Raw genomic sequence first — 20,177 nt, 5'->3', positions numbered from 1 at the left:
CACACATGACCGACCGCACGTACCCCCTCTATCTCGACCTGGCCGCCGGCCTGTTCCTGCTCACCGCGATCGGCGTGCTGTGGCGCCACCAGGTCGCGCCGATGATCCGCCTGTTCGGGCTGCAAGGAGCCGCGCTGGCCGCGATTGTCGCGATCATCGGGGTACACCGGGACAGCCTCGAACTGGTCCTCGTCGGCGCCGGCCTGGGCGTCCTGCGGGCCGGCGTGCTGCCCTACCTGGTCCGCCGCGCGCTGGGCGGCCCGGCCGCCGAGGCGCGCGAGACCCGGCCCGTGGTCAACACCGCCGCGTCCCTGCTCGCCGCGGCCGGGCTGACCCTGCTCGCCTACGCCGTCACCCGGCCGCTGGTCGCGCTCGCGCCGTCGCCGTCCAGCGCGATCCTGCCGGCGGCCGTCGCGGTCGTGCTGATCGGCTTCTTCGCGCTGGTCACCCGCCGCCGCGCGCTGTCGCAGGTGGTCGGGTTCCTGCTGCTGGACAACGGGATCACCGCCACCGCGTTCCTGGCCGCGGCCGGCGTGCCGCTGATCGTGGAGCTTGGCGTCTCCTTCGACCTGCTGCTCGTGGTCCTCGTGCTGCAGGTGCTCACCACCCGGCTGCGGGCCGCGTTCGGCAGCAGCGACCTGGACGAACTGCGGGAGTTGCACGACTGATGACCGCCCTGCTGCTGCTCGCCCCGATCCTGCTGCCGCTCGCCGCGGCGGTGTGCTACGCCGTCGCCGGCTGGCGGCACCGCAGCACCGCCTGGGCGGGCGTGCTCACCACCGCGCTGCTCGGCGCCGACGCGATCGCCCTGGCCGTCACCGTCACCCGCGACGGGCCGGCGCGCGCCGTGGGCGGCCTGCTGCGCGCCGACGCCCTGTCCGCGTGGATGCTGCTCGGCGTCGGCGCGGTCGCGCTGCTGGCCTGCTGGGCCTCCCCGGCGTACCTCGTCGCCGGACAGGACAGCCGCCGCCGCGCCCGCTGGTACGGCATCCTGCTGCACCTGTTCGTCGCCGCGATGGCCACCGCCGTGCTGGCCGGCAACCTCGGCGTGCTGTGGGTCGCGGTCGAGGCGACCACCATCGTCACCGCGTTCCTGGTCGGGCACCGCCGCGACCGCCCGGCGCTGGAGGCGGCCTGGAAGTACGTGGTGATCTGCTCGGCCGCCATCGCGGTGGCCTTCCTCGGCCTGGTGCTGCTCTACGCCGCCGCCCGGCACGCCGGGCTGTCCGGCATCGGCGCGCTGGACTGGGCCGCGCTCACCGCCCGCGCCGACCGGCTCGACCCCGCGGTCACCCGCATCGCCGTGGGCCTGGCCGTCGTCGGGTTCGGCGCCAAGGCCGGGCTCATCCCGCTGCACGCCTGGCTGCCCGACGCGCACTCGCAGGCGCCCGCCCCGGTCTCCGCGCTGATGTCCGGCGTGCTGCTGCCGGTGGCGCTCTACGCGGTGCTGCGGGTCAAGGCGGTCGCCGACCCCGCGCTCGGCGGCGGCTACCTGCGCACCCTGCTGCTGATCATGGCGCTGGCCACGCTCGCGCTGGCCGCGGTGCTGCTCATCGCCCAGCGCGACCTGAAGCGGATGCTGGCCTACTCCTCGATGGAGCACATGGGCCTCATCGCCCTGGCCGCCGCGATCGGCAGCCGCCTGGCGGTCGCCGCGCTGCTGCTGCACATGGCCGGCCACGGCCTGGCCAAGACCGTCGCCTTCCTGTCCTCCGGGCACATCCTGCACCGCCACCACAGCAGCCGGATCGCCGACGTGCGCGCCCTGGCCGCCCGCATGCCGCTGCTGGGCGGGCTGTTCGGCCTCGCGGTCGTCGCGCTGCTGGGCTTCCCGCCGGCGGCGCTGTTCGCCAGCGAGCTCGGCATCGCCCGGGCCGCCGCCGGCGCCGGGCTGACCTGGGCGGTCGCCGTCGCGTTCGCCCTGGTGCTGGCCGCGTTCGTGGCGATGGCCGGGCACACCGGGCGGATGCTGCTGGGCCCGCCGCGCCCCGCCGACCCGGCCGCCGCCCTGCCGGTGACGACCGCCGTGCCGCTGATCGCCGGGCTGCTCGGGGTGGCCGCCCTCGGCATCGCCCTCGGGCCGGTGAACGACCTGCTGCAGGCCGCGGCCGCCGCAGCCGGAGCGTCATGACCGCCGCCGTCACGGCCGCGGTGGTGGCCGCGGACACCCTGGCCGCCGACGCTGCGGCGCTGCTGGATCAGGGGTACCGGCTGGCCCTGGTCGCCGCGCACGACGACGGCGACGCGCTGCGCGCCGTGTACCTCTTCCTGGCCGCCGGCCCCGACCGGCGGGTGGAGCTGCACCTGCCCGTCGACCGGGCCGACCCGCAGGTGCCGACCCTGGCCGGGCTGTCCTTCCCGGCCGGGCGCTTCGAGCGCGAGATGCACGACCTCTACGGCATCCGCCCGACCGGCCACCCGCTGCCCCGCCGGCTCGTGCGCCACCCGCACTGGCCCTCCGGCTGGTATCCGCTGCGCCGCGACGCCGGCCCGCCGCCCGCCTTCGGCGACTCCGACGAGCCGTTCCCGTTCCTCACCGTGGAGGGGCCCGGGGTGTACGAGATCCCGGTCGGCCCGGTCCACGCCGGGCTGATCGAGCCCGGGCACTTCCGCTTCTCCGTCGTCGGCGAGACGATCCTGAAGCTCAAGGCCCGCCTCTGGTACGTCCACAAGGGCATCGAGCGGCTGTTCGAGGGCCGCGAGGTGCCGGCCGGGCTGCCGCTGGCCGAGCGCGTCTCGGGCGACACCGCCGTCGGCCACGCCCTGGCCTACTGCCGCGCCGTCGAGGACGCACTCGGCGTCGAGGTCCCGGCCGAGGCCCTGCGCATGCGGGCGGTCCTGCTGGAGCTGGAGCGGCTGTACAACCACGTCGGCGACATCGGCGCACTGTGCAACGACGTCGGGCACGGCGTCCTCAACGCCCACGCGCTGCGGATCCGCGAGGCCCTGCTCCGGCTGAACCGCGACACCACCGGCCACCGGCTCCTGCGCGGCGGCGTCCGTCCCGGCGGCGCCACGCTCACGAGCGTCCCCGACCCGGCGCGGCTGGCCGCCATCGGCGCCGACATCCGCGAGGTCGTCGCGCTAGCCCTGGGCAACTCGCTGGTCGCCGAACGATTCACCGGCACCGCCGTACTCACCACGGAGCAGGCCCGCGACCTCGGCACGCTCGGCTACGTGGCCCGGGCCAGCGGCCTGCCCACCGACGCCCGTCTCGACCACCCCGACGGCGCCCTCACCAGCGCCGGGCTGCCCGACCTGCTGACCGCACTCACCCACGACACCGGCGACGTCCTGGCCCGCTTCCGGCAGCGGTCCGCCGAGATCGACGCCTCCCTAGCGGTCCTCGACGCCCTACTCCCGACCGTCGCCCCCGGCACCACCAGCGCATGGCCCACGCCCGACGGACCGCCCCCACGCACCCCCTCATCCTCCGGCGTCGGCATAGCCGAGGGCTGGCGCGGCACCATCGTGCACCGAGTAGAACTGGACCCCGCCGGCCGCCTGACCCGCGTCAAGGTCGTCGACCCGTCCTTCCTCAACTGGCCCGCCCTGCCGGTAGCCCTGAGCGGCACGATCGTCGCGGACTTCCCCCTGGTCAACAAGAGCTTCAACCTGTCCTACGCCGGCAACGACCTCTGAGCCCGCCCCCGCGAACCGGCCGAGCATGGGGGCGTGGTGCCCGACCTGCCCTTCCCAGGGCGGGCACGGCCGGCGATCACGTCCCACCCATCGGTCGCTGCACGCCGCAGCGACCAGAAGTCTCCGCGATCATGCGCAACTGGCACCGACACCAAGCGTTTTTCATGATCACGGAGCGCTGATGTACCCCCGTGTACCGAAAGTCTCCAGGATCACAGCAAACCCGGTATGCGACCACCGCAGACATCATGATCACGGAGACTTACATCCGCCCGGCCCGCCCGCGCAGTGCCCAGCGGGTGCGCCATCCACACCGTCCACCACGCCCCCGAGGGTCGGGAGACCCAGCGGCGCGAAGCGCAGAAATAGTGCCCGCGAAGCGGGCAGGGGTGTTGGGTGGGAACCCCCGGCCAGCGATCGAGCGAAGCGAAGAGCCAAAGGGGGTATGGGCCGGGAGACGCAGGGGCGCGAAGCGCGACAGAAGTGCCCGCGAAGCGGGCATGGGGGGTGTGGGGTGGGAACCCCCCCACCAGCGCTCAAGCGAAGCGAAGAGCCAAAGGGGGTATGGGCCGGGAGACGCAGGGGCGCGAAGCGCGACAAAAGTGCCCGCGAAGCGGGCATGGGGGGTGTGGGGTGGGAACCCCCCCACCAGCGCTCAAGCGAAGCGAAGAGCCAAAGACTAGCAACTGAAGAGCCAAAGACTAGCAACAGCCAAAGACTAGCCGTTCAGCGTCGACAGGTCCCGCCGGATGGCGCGGTCCATCCCCTCGCGCCGCGCCTGCCGTGCGAACGTGTCGGGCGGCACGACCAGCACCGGGCAGCGGGCGTGCCCGACGCAGTAGCGCGACACCGACCGGCGCAGCAGCCGCCGCAGCCGGCCGCCGTCCTGCGCGCCGACGACCAGCGTGTCGTCGTCGCGGTCGGCGTAGCGCACCAGCTCCTTGCCGGCCCGGCCGAGCACCGTGCGGGTGACCACCTCGACGTCGCGGGGCACACCGCCCATGGTCTTGTCGAACGCGACGATGATCTCGGCGGACGCGGCCCGCTCCAGCTCGTCGTACCAGCTGCCGGTCGCGCCCGCGCCGCTGCTGGGCAGCGTCCACGAGCGCAGCGCGTGCAGCTGGGCACCGCGCCGCCGAGCCTCGGCCACCGCGACGCGCAGCGCGCGCAGCCCGGTGAGCGAATCCTCGATCCCGACCACCACCCGACCACCGTTCACCTGTCGCATCACGACCTCCTCAGTCCCGGCGCCGCCTCCCGGCCGGCGCCCACGACCTCACGCTAAGCCCGTGGCGGACCGGCCAGCAGGGCCTTTCGGCCCACCATCGACGTCCGCCGGTAACAGGTATTCCCTAGTCGTCGATCCGGAACACCACATACCCGGGCCGATCGCCGGCGGCGCGCAGGGCGGCCCACTCGCGGGCCATGCCGGCCAGCACGACCGGCAGGTCCGGGAACCGGTCGCGGTCGGCGACCGCGGTGACGACGAGCCGGCCCGCGTAGGACAGGGCCAGGAAGGTGATCGTCATGTTGCCGGCGATGGCCCCGACCGGCACCAGCTCCAGCGCCGGAGCGCCGAGGATCCGCACCGGCGCGGGCGGGCCCGGCACGTTGCTCTCCACCAGGTTGATCATCCGCTGGCCGCGGCTGAGCGGCCGGGCCAGGCCGGTGCGGGCGGCGAGGGTCATGAAGTGCTGCTGGGCGACGGCGGTCTGCTGGCGCTTGGCCCGGCCGGTCGCGGCGGTCACGGCGCGCAGCCGCGCGGCGGGGTCGGCGCCGCCCAGCGGCAGGCGCACCACGACGCTGCCGTTGTAGTTGCCGTCGGCCGCCTGCTCGCCCGGGCCGCGCAGGGAGACGGCCACGGCGACGCGCGGCTCGAGGCGCTCGACCGGCTCGCCGCGGGCCCGCAGGACGTCCCGCAGCCCGCCAGCGATCACGGCCAGCAGCACGTCGTTGACCTTGCCGCCGGCCGCGTGCGCGACCGCCTTGGCCTCGGCCAGGTCGAGCCGGAACACGCCGAGCCGCCGCCCGGCGCCGATCGGGGCGTTCAGCGACGTGCGGGGTGCCACGGTGATCTCCCGCAGCGACCGCCAGACGCCGCGGGCTCCCTGCCCGCGGCGCCGGCCACCGCGGCGACCCCGCCGGAACCGCTCGGCCACCGCGTCCCGCCAGCTCGGCGGCGGCGCCGGGATCCAGGGCGGCGCCCCGGCCGGGGCGGGCGGCGGGTCCAGCAGCGCGCCGATGAGCCGGGTCGCGGCGATGCCGTCGCCGACCGCATGGTGCAGCTTGACCACCACGGCCAGCCGGCCCTCCGGCAGCCCGGTCACCACCCAGAGCCGCCACAGCGGCCGGGAGCGCTCCAGCAGCGGCTCCATCAGCCGCTCGGCGAGCCGCAGCAGCCGGTCGTCTCCACCGGACGAGCCGAGGCCACCGGACGAGCCGAGGCCACCGGACGGGCCGAAGTCGCCGGACGGGCCGAAGTCGCCGGACGGGCCGAGCGCAACGTGCGAGACGTGCCGCTCGATGCGGAAGGACGGATCGTCGACCCACAGTGGGCGGCCGGCCAGGGGGCCGGGGCGGTGGACGACCTTGCGCAGCCGGGGCACGGCCCGCAGGCCGTCGGCGACCCGCGCGCGGATCTCGGCCAGGCGCACCCCGCCGTCCGCGTCGAGCAGCGTCTGGCCGTCGAGCACCGCGATCAGCCCGACGTGCATGGGGGTGTCCGGCGCCTCGACCGCGAGGTTGGTCAGATCGAACGAGCTGAGCCGGTCGATCGGCCCCGAGACGCCGGTCATGCACCCACGATGCGGCCACCGCGGCCCTCACGACAGGGGCGAAGGTCCCGCCGCGAGGGCCGGCAGGACCTCGGCGCCGAGCACGTCGACCGCCGCGCACACGTCCGGGCCGAGCGGCGGGCCGAACGACAGGTGGGTGGCGCCGGCCGCCCGCAGCGCCCGGCACCGCTCGACGACCTGCGCCACGCTGCCGGTGATGCCCAGGGCCAGCATCGCGTCGTCGACGAGCCGGGTCGCCGCGGCCAGGCCGTCGCGCTCCAGCGCCGCCGTGACCGGGGCGAAGTCCGCGACGGAGAGGCCGGCCCGGGCGAGCAGGTACGGCGCGAACGACGGCCCGTAGTAGGCGATCTTGGCGGCCAGGGCGTCCCGGGCGGCCTCGGCGTCGTCGGCGACCGACACCCAGAAGCAGGCCGGGATGTCCACATCGGACGGTGACCGGCCGGCGTCCGCCACGCCGCGCAGCACCTGGGCCCGGGCCTGTGTGAAGTGCTCGGGCGGGTAGAGCAGCGGCAGCACGCCGTCGGCGAGCCGCCCGGCGAGCTGGAGCATCTTGGGGCTCATGCCCCCGACGTACACCGGAACCGGCCGCACCAGCGGGAAGCGCAGCGCCGAGAGCGGGCCGAACCAGTCCGGCAGCTTGCCGGCCTCGGCCTCGCCGGCGCCGAGCAGCGCCCGCGCGACCCGGACCGTCTCCGCCGTCTTCGCCAGCGGCCGGTCCCGCTCGATCCCGGCCCAGGCCAGGAACTCGGCCGAGCCGGCGGCGACGCCGAGCAGGAAGCGTCCGCCGGTCGCCTCCTGCATGGTGGCGGCCATCATGACGATCTCGGCGACGTGCACCGAGTAGGGGTTCATGATGCCGACGCCGAGCCGGATCCGGTCCGTCTTGGCGGCCAGCACGCCGAGCAGCACCGGCGCGGAGCGCAGGAACAGGTCGTTGGAGACCCACAGCTGGTCGAAGCCGTACCGCTCGGCCCGCCGGGCGACCTCGACCAGGGTGGCGGCGTCGAGGTCGTTGTTGACCCGCAGCGAGTACGTCATCGCCGGGCCGCCCGGGCGTCGAGCTCGACCTCGACCAGGAAGCCCTCGCCGATCAGCCCGCCGACGACGTAGGTGCTGTTGGCCGGCGCCACGTCGCCGAGCAGGTCGGCGTGGGCCCGGGCCGCCTCCCGCCAGTCCGCCGCCGGGGCGAGCAGCAGCCGGGTGCGCAGCACCGAGGTCCGCGCGCCGCCCAGCCGCTCGGCGGCCGCGATCGCCCGGCGCAGGCACTCGGCGGTCTGCGCGTAGGTGTCGCCCGGGTGGAGGGCCGCTCCGTCGGGGCCGTGGGCGGTGGTGCCGCTCACCGCGATGGCGTCGCCCTCCCGCGCGGCGCGGGAGTAGCCGGCGTCGGTCTCCCAGCCGCCGCCGTCACGGAACCGCGCCGGCGGCTCGCCCGGGTCCTGGGCCGGGTCGGTGTACTCCTCGATCCGCACGATCCGCCCGGCCCGCACGTCGACCCGCATCATCGCGTCGACGGCGAGTTCCGCGCCGGTGTGCCGGTCCCGCCCGCGGTAGACGCAGCGCTGCGCGTAGCCGTCGCCGAGCACGTCGATGCGCACGTCGGTGGCGCGGAAGCCCTCATACTGCCCGGCGAGCAGCCGCACCGCCTCGATGCTCTCGGCCTTGTCCCGGCCGATCCCGTCGTGGTTGTGCCACACCCGCACGTCGTCGGCGTAGAGCCGGTCGAGCCGCCCGAGGTCGCCGGCGGTGATGGCGTCGAGGAGGTCCTCGGCGAGGCGGCGCAGGTCGACCGCGGCGGCGGCGAGCGCGTCGGCGCGGGCCAGCTCGCCCGCGTCGGCGAGCAGCCCCAGGCGCTGCACCGCCAGGGGCAGGTTGCCGTCGGACCACACCGCGTCGTGGAAGGCGCGCAGGTCGAAGCCGTCGCCGCCGCGGCGGGCCGCGTCGGCCAGCAGCCGGGTCAGCTGGACCTTGCCGACCTGGTACGACAGGCCCTGCCCGGGCGTGGCGGCGAAGAACGCGGCCTCCTCGCGGGCGGTCTCGGCGTCCATCGGCACCTGGTCGCGCAGCACGTTCGCGGCGCCCGCGATGTCCAGCTCCCCCAGCGCGAGCTTCACGTCGACCTCGACCCGGATGGCCCGCAGCCGCATGAAGTTGTAGACGATGGCGCGGGTCAGCGGCGCGTCGTCGAACAGGCCGGCCTGCAGCGTCATCTCCTCGTTGTAGAAGGCGATGCCCTCGTTGGGCACCGAGTCGTAGAAGCGGCGGTGCGCCGGGTCGGGGTGCCGCCAGGTCAGCGCGAGCTGCTGGTAGTGGGCGCCCTCGTGGATGATCCCGGCCCGGGTGTCGGCGGCGTTGGCGCGGTAGAAGTACGGCAGGTCGGGGCCGGGCGCCGGCACGTAGCTGATGCCGTCGCGGTCGAGGCGGTGCTCGTCGGTGAGGTCGTCGCTGACGCCGAGCCAGCGCAGCGGCTCCAGGTAGTCGGGCCGGGGCAGGTTGCGGTAGTGCCGCAGCGTCTCCGGCTGGGACAGCAGGCCGCGGTCGGTGTAGAAGGCCCGGACGGACAGCTCCGCCGCCCGCTGCGCGTCCGACTGCTCCTGCGCCGAGGCGGGCGGCGCGGGCCACTGCGGCGGGCCGGAGCGGGCCCGCTCGAACAGCTCGAACGCCGTGGCCCGGTCCCGCTCCTGCGCGCCGAGGGCGAGGATCTCCGCGGTGGAGTACGGCAGCAGCGCCACGCAGTGCAGGAAGAAGCCGAACGCCTCCGGGCCGACCGGCTCGTGCGGCGGCAGCTCGGGCAGCCGCTCGGCGAGCCACTCCCGCCAGGCGGCGAGCGCGTCCGCGGCGGCGTCCGCGGCCGTCCGGGCGGCGTCGCGCGCGGCCTCGTCGAGGTGCGGCGCGAGGAGGTCGATCGCGGTGCGCAGCTGCTGCGGTGCGTCGGCGCTGTCGCGCAGGGCGAGTTCGGCGAACTCGCGGGTGGCGGTGGTCGCCAGGTTCTCCCGGGCGGCCTGCAGCGTCGCCGGGATCCAGCCCAGCCGGGCCACCACGTCGGCGCTGCGCTCGGCGCCGAACTCGCCGGGCGCCAGCAGCGCGTCGTAGATGTGGCCGAGCGTCTGGTCGAGGTAGAACCACGGGTCGCGCCGCCAGCTGCGCAGGATGTCGAGCTCCCAGCGCGCCCGGGCGGTGGCCGAGCCGAGCAGCCGCCGCGGTACCTCCACCGCGGGATCCTCCGCCGGCTTGACCGCATCCAGCCGCTCCTCGATCCCGGCCAGGAACCGCCGGTCGTCGGCGACGCTCGCGGCGTCCCAGGCCGGGCGCCAGCCGGCCGGGCGCACCACGCGGGTGATGTCGTCGCGGGTGCGCGGGGCGCGGGCCAGGCGCCAGGACCAGAACAGCTCGGTCAGCTCAGCCAGTACCACTGCGGGTCACTCCTTCGTCGGCGGAAGCGGGCGGGCCGCGGAACCGGGGCTCTGCAGCACGCACGCGGCCGCCCGGGCGCCGGCGAGCGCGGCCAGCGGCGGGTCGTGCCGGGCGCACTCCGGCAGCGCCAACGGGCAGCGCGGGTGGAACCGGCAGCCGGACGGCGGCCGCGCGGGGTCGGGCACGTCGCCGGGCAGCTCGACCGGGAGCGCGCCGGCGCCGTCGGCGCGCGGGATGGCCGAGACGAGCGCCCGGGTGTAGGGGTGGGCGGGCGCCGACCACAGCTGCTGCGTCGGACCCACCTCGACGACCCGGCCGAGGTACATGACGGCGGTGCGGTCGGCGATCTGGCGGACCACCGACAGGTCGTGCGAGATGAACACCAGGCCCATGTCGAGCTCGCGGACCAGCGCGACGAGCAGGTTGGCCACGGCCGCCTGGGCGGAGGCGTCCAGGGCGCTGATCGGCTCGTCGGCGATGATGCAGCTCGGCCCGGCGGCCAGGGTGCGGGCGATCGCGATGCGCTGCCGCTGCCCGCCGCTGAACTCGTGCGGGTAGCGCCCGGCGGCGTCGGCCGGCAGCCCGACCCGCTCCAGCAGCTCGCCGGCCCGGCGCGCGGCAGCCGGGCGGGCCTGGCCGTCGAGCACGTAGCCGTCGCCGATCTGGTCGCCGATGCGGCGGCGGGGGTTGAGCGACGCGTACGGGTCCTGGAAGACCATCTGCAGCCGGCGCAGCTCGCGCGGGCGCCGCCGCCGGCCCAGCCGGCCGACGGGGCGGCCGTCGAAGCGGACCTCGCCCGCGGCCGCGGGCAGTAGCCCGACCATGGCCCGGCCCAGCGTCGACTTGCCGCAGCCGGACTCGCCGACCAGGCCGAGGATCTCGCCGCGGCGCAGGCTCAGGTCGACCCCGTCGACCGCGCGCAGGGTCGGTGCGCCGCGGCGGTGGTACTCCACGGCGAGCCCGGCGGCTTCCAGCAGGGCGCTCACGGTGTGCCTTTCAACGGGTCGGGCGGGCAGGCGGCCGCGTGGCCGGCGCCGGCCGGGGCCGGCTCCGGGCGTTCGGTGCGGCAGCTCGGCACAGCGAAGGCGCAGCGCGGATGGAACGGGCAGCCGTCCGGGATCTGGCCCAGCGGCGGCGGGCTGCCCGGGATCGGCCGCAGCGCGGCCGCCCCGCCCTCCGGGTGCGGCAGCGCGTCGAGCAGGCCGCGGGTGTAGGGGTGGCGGGGCCCGGTCAGCACGGATTCGCGCGGGCCGACCTCGGCGACCCGCCCGCCGTACATGACGCAGATCCGGTCGCTCACCGCGGACATCACGCCGAGGTCGTGCGTGATGACCACCACGGCGAGGTCCTGCTCCCGCCGCAGCCGGTCGAGCAGCCGCAGGATGCCGGCCTGCACGGTGACGTCGAGCGCGGTCGTCGGCTCGTCGGCGAGCAGCAGCCGGGGCCGGCAGGCCAGCGCCACCGCGATGGCGATGCGCTGGCGCATGCCGCCGGAGAACTGGGCCGGGTGCGCGGACAGCGCCCGCTCCGGATCGGGGATGCGCACGGTGGCGAGCAGCTCGACCGCCCGGTCGCGCGCCGCGCCGCGGCGCAGCCCGAGGTGGTGGCGCATGTGCTCGGTCAGCTGCGTCTCGACGCTGAGCATCGGGTGCAGGCTGGTCGACGGGTCCTGCGAGACCATCGCGATGTGCCGGCCGCGGACCGCGCGCAGCTGCCGGGCGGACATGGCCAGCAGGTCCCGGCCGTCGAAGACGGCCCGCCCGCTGGTCCGGGCGGCGTGCGGGAGCAGGCCGAGCAGCGCCAGCGCGGTCATGGTCTTGCCGCTGCCGCTCTCCCCGGCGATGCCGAAGATCTCGCCCGCGTCGACGCGGAACGAGACCCCGTCGACCGCCTTCTGCGGCCCGCGCCGGGTGGCGAGCCAGACGGTGAGGTCCTCGACCTCCAGCAGTGCGCCTGCCATGCTCACTCCCGGATGGCGCGCGCGGTGCGCGGGTCGAGGGCGTCGCGGAGGGTGTCGCCGACGAAGTTGAAGGCCAGCACGACGGTCAGGATGGCCAGGCCCGGGAAGAGCCCGACCCACCAGCGGTCGAAGTTCTCCGCACCGGCGGCGACCATGGCCCCCCACTCGGCCGTGGGCGGCTGCGCGCCCAGGCCCAGGAACGACAGGCCGGACAGCAGCAGCACCGCGTTGCCGACATCGAGGGCGGCCATGACGAGCACCGGGCCGGCGATGTTGGGGCGCAGGTCGACCAGCATCGTGCGCAGCGCCGACGAGCCGAGCAGGCGGCTCGCGGTCACGTACTCGGCGTCGCGGGCGGACAGCACCAGGCCGCGGACCAGCCGGGCGTACGACGGCCACGAGACGACCACGACCGCGAGCACGGCATTGCGCAGCTGCGGCCCCAGCGCGGCGGCCACGGCCATCGCCAGGATGATGCCGGGGAAGGCGAAGACCAGGTCGGCCAGGCGCATCAGCGCGCCGTCGACCCAGCCGCCGAAGTAGCCGGCGACGGTGCCGACGGCGGAGCCGAGCACGGTGGCGAGGGCGACGAGCGCGAACGCGAGCGGCAGGGACACGCGGGCGCCGTAGAGCACCCGGCTGAACACGTCACGGCCGAGCTCGTCCGTGCCGAAGAAGTGCTCGGCCGACGGCGGCAGCAGCTTCGGCGAGAGCTGGTCCAGCGGCCCCTGCGGGGCCAGCAGCGGCGCCAGCACGGCCACCAGCACCCAGGCCACGACGAGCACCGCGCCCAGAAGCGCGAGCGCCCGGCGCCACGGCGAGCGGGCCCGCCGTGCACCACGCGCGAGATCGGGGGCGGTCATGTCAGGCGGATCCTCGGGTCGATGACCCCGTAGAGGAGGTCGACGAGCAGGTTCAGGACGATGTAGATGAGCGCCACGACGACGCTGACGCCCATGATGGCGGGCAGGTCGAGGTTGACCGCGCTGCGGTAGGCGTACTGCCCCAGCCCCGGCCAGGAGAAGATGTTCTCGACGAGCACGGCGCCGGACAGCAGGCTGCCGAAGGCGACGCCGGCCACGGTGATGATCGCCACCAGCGCGGGGCGCAGCACGTGGCGCAGGATGACGACCCGCTCCGGCAGGCCCTTGGCCCGGGCCGCGCGCACGTAGTCGTTGCCGAGGATCTCCAGCACCGACGCGCGGGTGAAGCGCATGAGCATGCCGACGGTGTAGACGGCGAGCACGAGCGAGGGCAGCACCAGGTGCCGTACCGCCGAGGAGAACACGTCCCACTGCCCGGCCACCGCCGCGTCGACGACGTAGAGGCCGGTGACGTGGGGCGGGGCGGCCATCCCCGGGTCGAGCCGGCCGCCGCCGGGCAGCAGGCCCCACTTGAAGAAGAACAGGTAGAACGCGACGAGCGCGACCCAGAACGTGGGCATCGACACGCCGCCCAGGCTGACCACCCGCAGCACCTGGTCCGGCCACCGGTCGCGGGTCACCGCGGCGACGGTACCGAGGGCGACGCCGACGAGCAGCGACACCACGATGGCGAAGAGCGCCAGCTCGATCGTGGCCGGCACATATTCGGAGAGGTCCTCGGCCACCGCCCGGTGGCTCTGCTGGGACTGGCCGAGGTTGCCCTGCACGAGATTGCCCAGATAGGTGAGGTACTGCACGGGCAGCGGCCGGTCCAGGCCGTACTTGGCCCGGAAGGCGGCGACGGCGGCCGGGTCGCCGATCGCGCGCTGACCGAGGTTGGCGGTGGCCGGGTCGCCCGGCACCAGCTGGGTCAGGATGAACGCGACGAGCGTGATGCCGACGCACAGCAGCGCGGCGATGACCACCCGCCGCGCGAGGAACCACAGCAGCCCGCCGGGGCGGCCCGGCCGTGACCGGCCCGCCCCGGTGACCGCGGCCGGGCTAGCCGAGCTCACGGATGTTGACCAGCCACACCGCGTTGGACTGCACGTTCTTCACCGACTTGGACGTGACCAGGATCTGCGCCGACTGGATCAGCGGCATGATCGGCCCGGCGGTGTTCATCTTCTGCTGGATCTGCTTGTAGAGGCCGGCCCGCTGGGGGTCGTCGATGGTCGTCGCGGCCTGGTCGCCGAGCTGCTCCAGCGCCGGGTCGGCGCCCTTGGCCCAGCCGGCCCGCAGGCCGACCAGCTGGCCGGGCAGGAAGTTGAGGTAGTCGCTGGGGTCCGGGTAGTCCGGGCCCCACTGCCACAGCCCCATCTCCTCCTTGCCGCCGCGGTAGGTGTCCAGCGCCGCCTGCACCGAGGCGGGCGCGAGGTTCACCGTGATGCCGACGTCCTTGAGGTTGGCCTGGACCCGGGCCGCGAGGTCGCCGAAGTTGAGGCCGTTGACCTGCACGTCGCTCGGGTAGCTCAGGGTCACCGTCGGGTTGGTCAGCCCCGACGCGGCGAGCGCCGCCTTGGCCTTGTCGACGTCGCGGGCGACCGCGTCGCTCGCCTGCAGCGCGCCGAGGAACATCGACGGCACGACGCCCGGCGCCTGCACGGCGCCCTCGCCGGCCAGCTCGATCAGGCCCTTGTAGTCGATGCCGTACCGGACCGCCTCCTGGAACTTCGGGTTGGAGGTGGTCTTGGAGATGGCCGGGTTGTTGTTGGTGAAGAGGAAGAACACGTTGGGCGAGGCGCCGCTGACGACCTGCAGCGCGTCGAGGCCCTTGGCCTGGTCGGGCGAGAGGTCGACGGCGATCTGCGACTCGTTCTTGAGCACGTTGAGCCGCTGCACGTTGGCCTGCACGTTGCGCACGACGACCTTGGTGTAGGCGGGCTTGGTGCCCCAGTAGTTCGTATTCGGCGTCATGACGACCTGCGTGGTGGTGCTGTAGCTGTCCAGCACGTACGGCCCGCTGCCCTGCGACTTGGCGTTGAGGAAGCTCTCCGCGGTGTCGGCCTTGTCCGCGTCGGCGGCGTCGGAGCCGCCGTTGGCCTTGACCACCTTGGAGTTGAGGATGCCCAGCGCCGGGTTGGGCACGATGAACGGCACCGCCGCGTTGGGCTTCTCGCTGGTGATGACCACGGTCGCGGCGTCGGGCGCGGTGACCGTGAGCCCGTCCATGAGGAACGACGGGTTGCCCTTGAGGTTCTTCACGCGGGTGAGCGAGAAGACGACGTCGGCCGAGGTGACCGGGGTGCCGTCGGAGAACTTCGCGTCGGTGCGCAGCTTGAAGGTGAAGGTCTTGCCGTCCGGGGTCGCGGTGTAGGACTCGGCGAGGTCGGGCACGGGCTTGGTGACGTCGCTGCCCTTGAAGGTCAGCAGCGTGTCGTACATCGCCTGGCCGAGCATCAGGCCGGTCGGCTCGAACATGCGGCCGGGGTCGGCGGTCTTGAGCTGGAAGGCGTTGTCGATGACGAGCGTGCCGCCCGCCTGCTGGTTGTTCGACGAGGAGCTCGAGCCGCCGCACGCGGCGAGGGTCGCCGACAGGGCCAGGGCGGCTGCCAGCGCCCCGGCAGACCGAATCTTCATATACGGGCCTCCATGGCCGGGCTGTCACGGCCGCCTTGAGCAAACGTTTCCACAAACCTGCCGACCACGGAGGTCAAAGTCAAGGGTGGCCCCGGCGGGCGAGATCACGGTTTGGCGACGAGGCAGGACTGGCGCACGACCAGCTGCGCGCCGACGCGGTACTCGGTCCACGCGCCCGGCTCCCCGCCGGACGTTCCGGCGATCCGGTCGAGCAGGATGTTCACCGCCAGGTCGCCCATCCGGGCGGCGTTGTTGTCCATGACGGTGATCGCCGGATCCCACCAGCGCAGCAGGTCGGCGTCCTCGTAGCACAGCACGCTGAGGTCGTCGGGGATGCGCACCTTGCGCTCGCGCAGCGCCGGCAACAGCCCGAAGGCCGACTCGTGGTTGGTGACCAGCAGGGCGGTCGGCCGGCGGCGGGCGGGCAGGGCCAGCAGCCGCCGCACCGCCTCGGCGCCCGCGGCCGGCTCCAGCGGGCCGGAGAAGACCAGGTCCTCACGGTAGGCGACGCCGGCCTCGTCTAGCGCCAGCCGGTAGCCGGCGAGCCGCTCGTGGCCGGAGGTCACCGCCGCCGGGCCGGCCACCACGCCGATGCGGCGGTGGGACAGGCCGAGCAGGTGCCGGGTGGCCTCCCGGGCGCCCTCCAGCTCGGCGCCGAGCACGCAGTCGCCGGCCGGGTGCCGGGGCCGCCGGGCCAGGTGCACGACCGGGATCCCGGTGTGCCGCAGCCGCTCCACGGCGGCCGCGTCCGAGCCGACCACGATGATGCCGTCGACGTTGTGGTCGCGCAGGGTCTCGACGTAGGCCCGCTCCTCGTCGGCGTCACCGCCGGTCACGCACAGCACCAGGTGGTAGCCGGCCGCCTTCAGCCGGTGGTGCACGACCTCGGCGATGACGTGCAGCGACGCGTTGACCAGGTTGGTCACCACCAGGCCGATCAGCCGCGAGCGGCTGGTGCGCAGGCCGCGGGCGAGCGCGTTGGGGCGGTAGCCGAGCTCGTCGGCGACCCGGCGGACCTTCGCCCGGGTGGCCTCGCTGACCCGCCCCGACCCGGACAGCGCGCGGGAGGCCGTGCTGACGGAGACCCCGCTGGCCTCCGCGACCCGACGAAGGTCCGCGTCCACTGCATCGTCCTCTCCCGCACCGTGCCCTGCCGAACATACGCTGCCTCATCCAGGGCATGTTGCGCAAACGTTCCCGCGTGTTGCGCACCTGTTACAGGGGCATCGAGCCGGAGGCGGTGCTTTCACCACCCAGCAACTCATGCACGACCGGTTCCACGCCGGCGACCAGACTCAGCTCCACCGCCGCTGGACCAACCGGCTGAACCCGCTCCGTCACGATCCCCGGGCCGACCCCTATCGGCCCAACCAGCACCGCGATGTCGCACCCGTCGGGCGCAACCTGCGATCCGCGCGGCCGGGCCGGACGCATGTCTCCGTGATCATGATGCTCGCGCTGACCGCACACCGGGTTTGCCATGATCCCGGAGACTTGTGGCACACGGGGGTACATCAGCGCTCCACAATCATGAAAAACCGTTGGTGTCGATGCCGGGTGCGCATGATCACGGAGACTTCCGGTCGCTGCGCCGTGCCCCGCGGCGTGCAGCCGCCCGACGGGTAGGACGTGACCGTCGATCGTGCCCACCCCGGGGCGTTGGGAGGCGCAGGCCGGGCACGGCTTTCGGAGAGCAACGACCGCCGAGGGCGTGGCCCGAGTCGCGGCCTTCGATCGGAGCGGACAAGACAACAGCCGTCCGGGGGTCCTCAGCAGCGGGTCAAGTTCGATAGGATCGAACAAGTTTCCGCAGGAGGTTCGAAGGTGCGCACGACGGTAAGACACGACCGCGGCGACGGCGGCGGGCAGACCCTGGTCGGTGCGCGGATGCGCCAGTTCCGCAAGGAGCGGGGGCTGACGCTGCGCGGCCTGGCCACCCAGTCGGGGCTGTCCATCGGCTTCCTGTCCCAGGTCGAGCGGGGCATCTCGGCGATCAGCCTGACCGCGCTCAACGGCGTCGCGGCGGCCCTGGACCGGCCGGTCGCCGAGTTCCTCCACGAGGGCGACCAGCCGTCCCGCCCGGCCGCACCGGCCGACACCCCGCCGGACCACTTCACCTTGACCCGCGCGCAGAACGGCGCCACCGAGTATGTCTCGGGCCAGACCACCTACCGCATGCTGTCCGACCGCGGGCCGCAGCTGGTGCTCGAGCCGATGGTGGTGCACATCGCGCCCGGCGGGCGGCGCGAGGAGGCCTACGGCCACGCCGGCGAGGAGTTCGCCTACGTGGTCTCGGGCGAGCTGCTCTACGAGGTCGACGGCATCGAGCACCGGCTCTTCCCGGGCGACAGCCTGCACCTGCGCTCGAGCACCCCGCACCGGCTCTACAACGACACCGACGGGGTCACCACCGTGGTCTCGGTGGTGACCCCGCGCCTGTTCTGAAGATCATGTTCACTGTCACTTCATTATTTCGGTGACCGCCGCCATGGTCGCCGTCCACGCCTCGGAGCGCGGGTCGATCACGTCGAAGTGGTCGGCGGGCAGCTCCAGGTGCACCACCCGGTCGCCGGCCGCGCGGGCCGCCCGGGTGTAGCGGCGGGACATGTCGACCAGGTCCAGGCCGTCGAAGCGGCCCTGCACCACGACCGCCGGCACGCCCAGCGGCAGCCGCAGCAGCGGATCCGACACGGCGAGGGCGGCCGTGTCGCCACCCAGCGCCGCCGCCACCGCGCCGGTGCCGATCCCGCGCCGCTCCCCCTCGGTCAGATCCAGCACGCCGGCCTGCGACACGACCACCGCGACCGCGCCGGGCGCGTCGGCCGCCGCCCGCACGGCGAGCTGACCGCCGGCGGAGTGGCCGAAGAGGACGGTGCGGGCGGGGTCGATCCGGGAGTCGGCGATCCCGGCGAAGGCCAGCCCGGCGGCCACGTCGGCGGTGGTGGCCGCCCAGCCGTGCCGGTCCGGGCGGCGGTACTCGAGATTCCACGCCGCGAAGCCGCGCGCGGTCAGGTCGATCGCCATCGCGTCCATCAGGTCGGCGCCCCAGACCGAGCGCCAGAAGCCGCCGTGCAGCAGCACCGCGACCGGCACCGGGCCGAGGCCGTCGGGCAGCCGCAGCTCGCCCCACTGCTCCGGGCCGGGCCCGTAGGCGATCCGCCGGGCCGGCCGGCGCAGCCGGTGCACCGCCCGCCGGACGGCCCACGTCACGCCCCAGATCTCGCGGCCCTGGTGGTGCTCGGCGCCGTCCGCGACGGGCAGCGGGCCGGTCGCGGTCAGGTCCAGCCACACGGTCCGCGCGGCGTGCTCGCCGGGCACCGTCAGCAGCGCCCGGGCGGCCGCCGTCGGCCCGGGCAGCGCCACGACCGCGCCGGTGGTCCCGGCCAGCGCCGCCGCGAGGTCGTCCACCTCCCGCACCACGCCCTCGACGCCCAGGCCCGCGAACTCGGCCTCGGCCAGCTCGCGAACGAGACCGGGGTCGGCCACCAGCCCCGGGCCCAGGATCACGTCGACGTTCACGTCGTCTCCCCTCGCAGCAGCGGCAGCACCGCGGCACCCAGCAGGTCCACTCCCCCGTCGTCGGTCAGCCCGTGCGGGGTGCCGAACTCCACCCGGCCCACGCCCGCGTCGATCAGCGCCCGCGCCTGGGCGGCGACCTGCTCCGGCGTGCCGGAGAAGGCGAACCGGTCGAGCACGTCGTCGGGGACCAGCCGGCCGGCCGCCTCGTGCTCGCCCCGGTCGACCAGCTCGGCGACCCGGCGCAGCAGGTCGGCCGGCACCCCCGCGGTCGGGTCCAGCCCGGCCACCACCGCCAGGTACATGGCGACCTCGGTGCGCGCCCGGGCCCGGGCCGCCGCGCCGTCCCGGTCGACCACGGTGACCGCGCCGAGCACGATCCGCACCTGCTCGACCGGGCGGCCGGCGGGCTCGGCACCGGCCCGCAGCCGCTCGCGCACGACGCCCACCATGGCCGGGTTGGCGCTGCCGCCGACCTTGATCTCGGCGGCGATCCGCCCGGCCAGCGCCGCGGCCCGCTCGCCCCAGGCGCCGATGAGCAGCGGCGGGTCGGGGCGCTGCACCGCATACCGCAGCGCGACGCCCGGGGCGAGGGAGAACACCCGGCCCTCGAAGCCGTCGGTCCGCCCGCCGAGCAGCCGGTAGACCACCTCGGCCGCCTCGGCGAGCGCGGTGACCGGCCGGGGCTGGGCGAGGCCGACCGCGCCGAGCCAGGTGCCGCGGGCCAGCCCCAGGTAGGCGCGGCCGGCCGAGGCGAGGTCGAGCGCGGCGACCTGGCCGGCGATCTCGTAGGGCGCCATCGAGTACGGGTTGAGGCAGGCGGCGCCGAGCCGGACCCGAGCGGTGGCGGCGGCCATCTCCAGCAGCGGGAAGATCGGCGGCTGGAACATGAGGTCGCCGAAGACGGTCAGCACGTCGAACCCGTGCGCCTCGGCCGCGCGGGCGAGCCGGGCGTAGTCGCCGGGCCGCTTGTCGCTCTGGATGCCCAGCCCGAACTCGACGCCGCCGAACTCCGCGCCGCCCGTCACGTCAGGTCGCCCGATCGCATCCCGCGCCGCCGGGTCCGCTCAACCCGCATCACCAGCCGCTCCTCCGGATCGGGGCAGCAGAACAGCGTGTCGCGCTCCAGCCAGTCGCCGGCCGGCAGGGCGCGCTGCTTGGCGGCCAGGAACGGCAGCACGGCGGCGAGGGCGTAGACGCAGAAGTGCTTGCCGTCGGGCAGCCGCAGGTGCGCGCTCTGCTCCAGCTCGAAGCAGTCGCCGACCGCCATCCCGCAGACCGAGCGGCCCTCGATGCGGTCGACGGTGACCCGCAGGTCGTAGAGCTCCATGTCGTTCTCTTCGGACACGC

At 74.7% G+C, this 20,177-nt stretch carries 18 protein-coding genes; 4 read left to right on the top strand and 14 right to left on the bottom strand.

All coding sequences use genetic code 11. The features are described 5' to 3' along the window. Nucleotides 1-5: 5 nt before the first annotated feature. The 3 genes from ACQPXD_RS18145 to ACQPXD_RS18135 are packed head-to-tail and all read left to right on the top strand — an operon-like array spanning nucleotide 6 to nucleotide 3,642. Nucleotides 6-668 (top strand): hypothetical protein, encoded by a 663-nt coding sequence (locus ACQPXD_RS18145; protein ID WP_432839911.1) that lies wholly within the window; start codon nucleotides 6-8, stop codon nucleotides 666-668. After that, nucleotides 668-2,131 carry a proton-conducting transporter transmembrane domain-containing protein gene (locus tag ACQPXD_RS18140; RefSeq protein WP_432839909.1) on the top strand — a complete coding sequence of 488 codons (1,464 nt, stop codon included), beginning with the start codon at nucleotides 668-670 and terminating at the stop codon, nucleotides 2,129-2,131. The genes ACQPXD_RS18145 and ACQPXD_RS18140 overlap by 1 nt, the downstream gene beginning before the upstream one ends. Then, nucleotides 2,128-3,642, top strand: coding sequence for an NADH-quinone oxidoreductase subunit C (locus ACQPXD_RS18135; protein WP_432839907.1), 1,515 nt, complete (start codon nucleotides 2,128-2,130; stop codon nucleotides 3,640-3,642). The genes ACQPXD_RS18140 and ACQPXD_RS18135 overlap by 4 nt, the downstream gene beginning before the upstream one ends. 718 nt (nucleotides 3,643-4,360) lie before the next feature. On the opposite strand, the gene ACQPXD_RS18130 is transcribed toward ACQPXD_RS18135, so the two are convergent. The 11 genes from ACQPXD_RS18130 to ACQPXD_RS18080 all read right to left on the bottom strand — a co-directional run bounded on the left by ACQPXD_RS18130 (nucleotide 4,361) and on the right by ACQPXD_RS18080 (nucleotide 16,793). Further along, entirely contained in the window at nucleotides 4,361-4,870 is a 510-nt protein-coding gene (locus ACQPXD_RS18130; RefSeq protein ID WP_432839905.1) for a universal stress protein, read from the bottom strand. Between the two features lie 124 nt (nucleotides 4,871-4,994). After that, a complete protein-coding gene (locus ACQPXD_RS18125) occupies nucleotides 4,995-6,437 on the bottom strand; it encodes a wax ester/triacylglycerol synthase domain-containing protein (RefSeq protein WP_432839903.1) in 1,443 nt (480 codons plus the stop codon). A gap of 27 nt (nucleotides 6,438-6,464) precedes the next feature. Further along, nucleotides 6,465-7,475 carry an LLM class flavin-dependent oxidoreductase gene (locus ACQPXD_RS18120; RefSeq protein ID WP_432839901.1) on the bottom strand — a complete coding sequence of 337 codons (1,011 nt, stop codon included), beginning with the start codon at nucleotides 7,473-7,475 and terminating at the stop codon, nucleotides 6,465-6,467. After that, a complete protein-coding gene (locus ACQPXD_RS18115) occupies nucleotides 7,472-9,847 on the bottom strand; it encodes a DUF885 family protein (protein WP_432839899.1) in 2,376 nt (791 codons plus the stop codon). The genes ACQPXD_RS18120 and ACQPXD_RS18115 overlap by 4 nt, the downstream gene beginning before the upstream one ends. A 6-nt stretch (nucleotides 9,848-9,853) precedes the next feature. Next, a complete protein-coding gene (locus tag ACQPXD_RS18110) occupies nucleotides 9,854-10,834 on the bottom strand; it encodes an oligopeptide/dipeptide ABC transporter ATP-binding protein (RefSeq protein WP_432839897.1) in 981 nt (326 codons plus the stop codon). Next, complete coding sequence (locus ACQPXD_RS18105; RefSeq protein WP_432839895.1) at nucleotides 10,831-11,808, bottom strand: ABC transporter ATP-binding protein; 978 nt, start codon at nucleotides 11,806-11,808, stop codon at nucleotides 10,831-10,833. Before ACQPXD_RS18105 ends, ACQPXD_RS18110 begins: the two co-directional genes overlap by 4 nt. Before the next feature lie 2 nt (nucleotides 11,809-11,810). Next, a complete protein-coding gene (locus ACQPXD_RS18100; protein ID WP_432839893.1) occupies nucleotides 11,811-12,671 on the bottom strand; it encodes an ABC transporter permease in 861 nt (286 codons plus the stop codon). Further along, nucleotides 12,668-13,747, bottom strand: coding sequence for an ABC transporter permease (locus ACQPXD_RS18095; RefSeq protein WP_432839891.1), 1,080 nt, complete (start codon nucleotides 13,745-13,747; stop codon nucleotides 12,668-12,670). Before ACQPXD_RS18095 ends, ACQPXD_RS18100 begins: the two co-directional genes overlap by 4 nt. Beyond that, nucleotides 13,734-15,311, bottom strand: a complete 1,578-nt coding sequence (locus tag ACQPXD_RS18090; protein WP_432839889.1) for an ABC transporter substrate-binding protein — start codon at nucleotides 15,309-15,311, stop codon at nucleotides 13,734-13,736. Before ACQPXD_RS18090 ends, ACQPXD_RS18095 begins: the two co-directional genes overlap by 14 nt. Before the next feature lie 104 nt (nucleotides 15,312-15,415). Then, a complete protein-coding gene (locus ACQPXD_RS18085) occupies nucleotides 15,416-16,435 on the bottom strand; it encodes a LacI family DNA-binding transcriptional regulator (protein ID WP_432839887.1) in 1,020 nt (339 codons plus the stop codon). 91 nt (nucleotides 16,436-16,526) lie between these two features. Then, nucleotides 16,527-16,793 carry a hypothetical protein gene (locus ACQPXD_RS18080; protein ID WP_432839885.1) on the bottom strand — a complete coding sequence of 89 codons (267 nt, stop codon included), beginning with the start codon at nucleotides 16,791-16,793 and terminating at the stop codon, nucleotides 16,527-16,529. A 342-nt stretch (nucleotides 16,794-17,135) separates the two neighbouring features. Between ACQPXD_RS18080 and ACQPXD_RS18075 the strand changes: the two genes are divergently transcribed. Next, nucleotides 17,136-17,756, top strand: a complete 621-nt coding sequence (locus ACQPXD_RS18075; RefSeq protein WP_432839883.1) for a helix-turn-helix domain-containing protein — start codon at nucleotides 17,136-17,138, stop codon at nucleotides 17,754-17,756. A 15-nt stretch (nucleotides 17,757-17,771) separates the two neighbouring features. Here ACQPXD_RS18075 and ACQPXD_RS18070 read toward each other — a convergent pair whose 3' ends face one another. From ACQPXD_RS18070 to ACQPXD_RS18060, 3 genes are read right to left on the bottom strand one after another with little or no spacing between them, the layout of a single operon-like run. Next, nucleotides 17,772-18,830, bottom strand: coding sequence for an alpha/beta hydrolase (locus ACQPXD_RS18070; RefSeq protein WP_432839881.1), 1,059 nt, complete (start codon nucleotides 18,828-18,830; stop codon nucleotides 17,772-17,774). Then, nucleotides 18,827-19,855 carry an LLM class flavin-dependent oxidoreductase gene (locus ACQPXD_RS18065; protein WP_432839879.1) on the bottom strand — a complete coding sequence of 343 codons (1,029 nt, stop codon included), beginning with the start codon at nucleotides 19,853-19,855 and terminating at the stop codon, nucleotides 18,827-18,829. Before ACQPXD_RS18065 ends, ACQPXD_RS18070 begins: the two co-directional genes overlap by 4 nt. Beyond that, on the bottom strand, nucleotides 19,852-20,175 hold the full coding sequence (locus ACQPXD_RS18060; protein WP_432839877.1) for a TIGR04076 family protein: 324 nt from the start codon (nucleotides 20,173-20,175) through the stop codon (nucleotides 19,852-19,854). The genes ACQPXD_RS18065 and ACQPXD_RS18060 overlap by 4 nt, the downstream gene beginning before the upstream one ends. Nucleotides 20,176-20,177 lie beyond the last annotated feature (2 nt).

The organism is Dactylosporangium sp. CA-092794 (assembly GCF_050948465.1).
In the GTDB taxonomy this organism is placed as follows: Bacteria; Actinomycetota; Actinomycetes; order Mycobacteriales; family Micromonosporaceae; genus Dactylosporangium.
The sequence above is the reverse complement of the archived record's forward strand: the minus strand, read 5'-3'. Positions and strand labels throughout refer to the sequence as shown.

Bases quoted from the DNA above. Each gene is read 5' to 3' on its own strand.
- ACQPXD_RS18145 (WP_432839911.1), top strand. From the start codon at position 6: ATGACCGACCGCACGTACCCCCTCTATCTCGACCTGGCCGCCGGCCTG.
- ACQPXD_RS18140 (WP_432839909.1), top strand. From the start codon at position 668: ATGACCGCCCTGCTGCTGCTCGCCCCGATCCTGCTGCCGCTCGCCGCG.
- ACQPXD_RS18135 (WP_432839907.1), top strand. From the start codon at position 2,128: ATGACCGCCGCCGTCACGGCCGCGGTGGTGGCCGCGGACACCCTGGCC.
- ACQPXD_RS18130 (WP_432839905.1), bottom strand. From the start codon at position 4,870: ATGCGACAGGTGAACGGTGGTCGGGTGGTGGTCGGGATCGAGGATTCG.
- ACQPXD_RS18125 (WP_432839903.1), bottom strand. From the start codon at position 6,437: ATGACCGGCGTCTCGGGGCCGATCGACCGGCTCAGCTCGTTCGATCTG.
- ACQPXD_RS18120 (WP_432839901.1), bottom strand. From the start codon at position 7,475: ATGACGTACTCGCTGCGGGTCAACAACGACCTCGACGCCGCCACCCTG.
- ACQPXD_RS18105 (WP_432839895.1), bottom strand. From the start codon at position 11,808: ATGGCAGGCGCACTGCTGGAGGTCGAGGACCTCACCGTCTGGCTCGCC.
- ACQPXD_RS18100 (WP_432839893.1), bottom strand. From the start codon at position 12,671: ATGACCGCCCCCGATCTCGCGCGTGGTGCACGGCGGGCCCGCTCGCCG.
- ACQPXD_RS18090 (WP_432839889.1), bottom strand. From the start codon at position 15,311: ATGAAGATTCGGTCTGCCGGGGCGCTGGCAGCCGCCCTGGCCCTGTCG.
- ACQPXD_RS18080 (WP_432839885.1), bottom strand. From the start codon at position 16,793: ATGGCAAACCCGGTGTGCGGTCAGCGCGAGCATCATGATCACGGAGAC.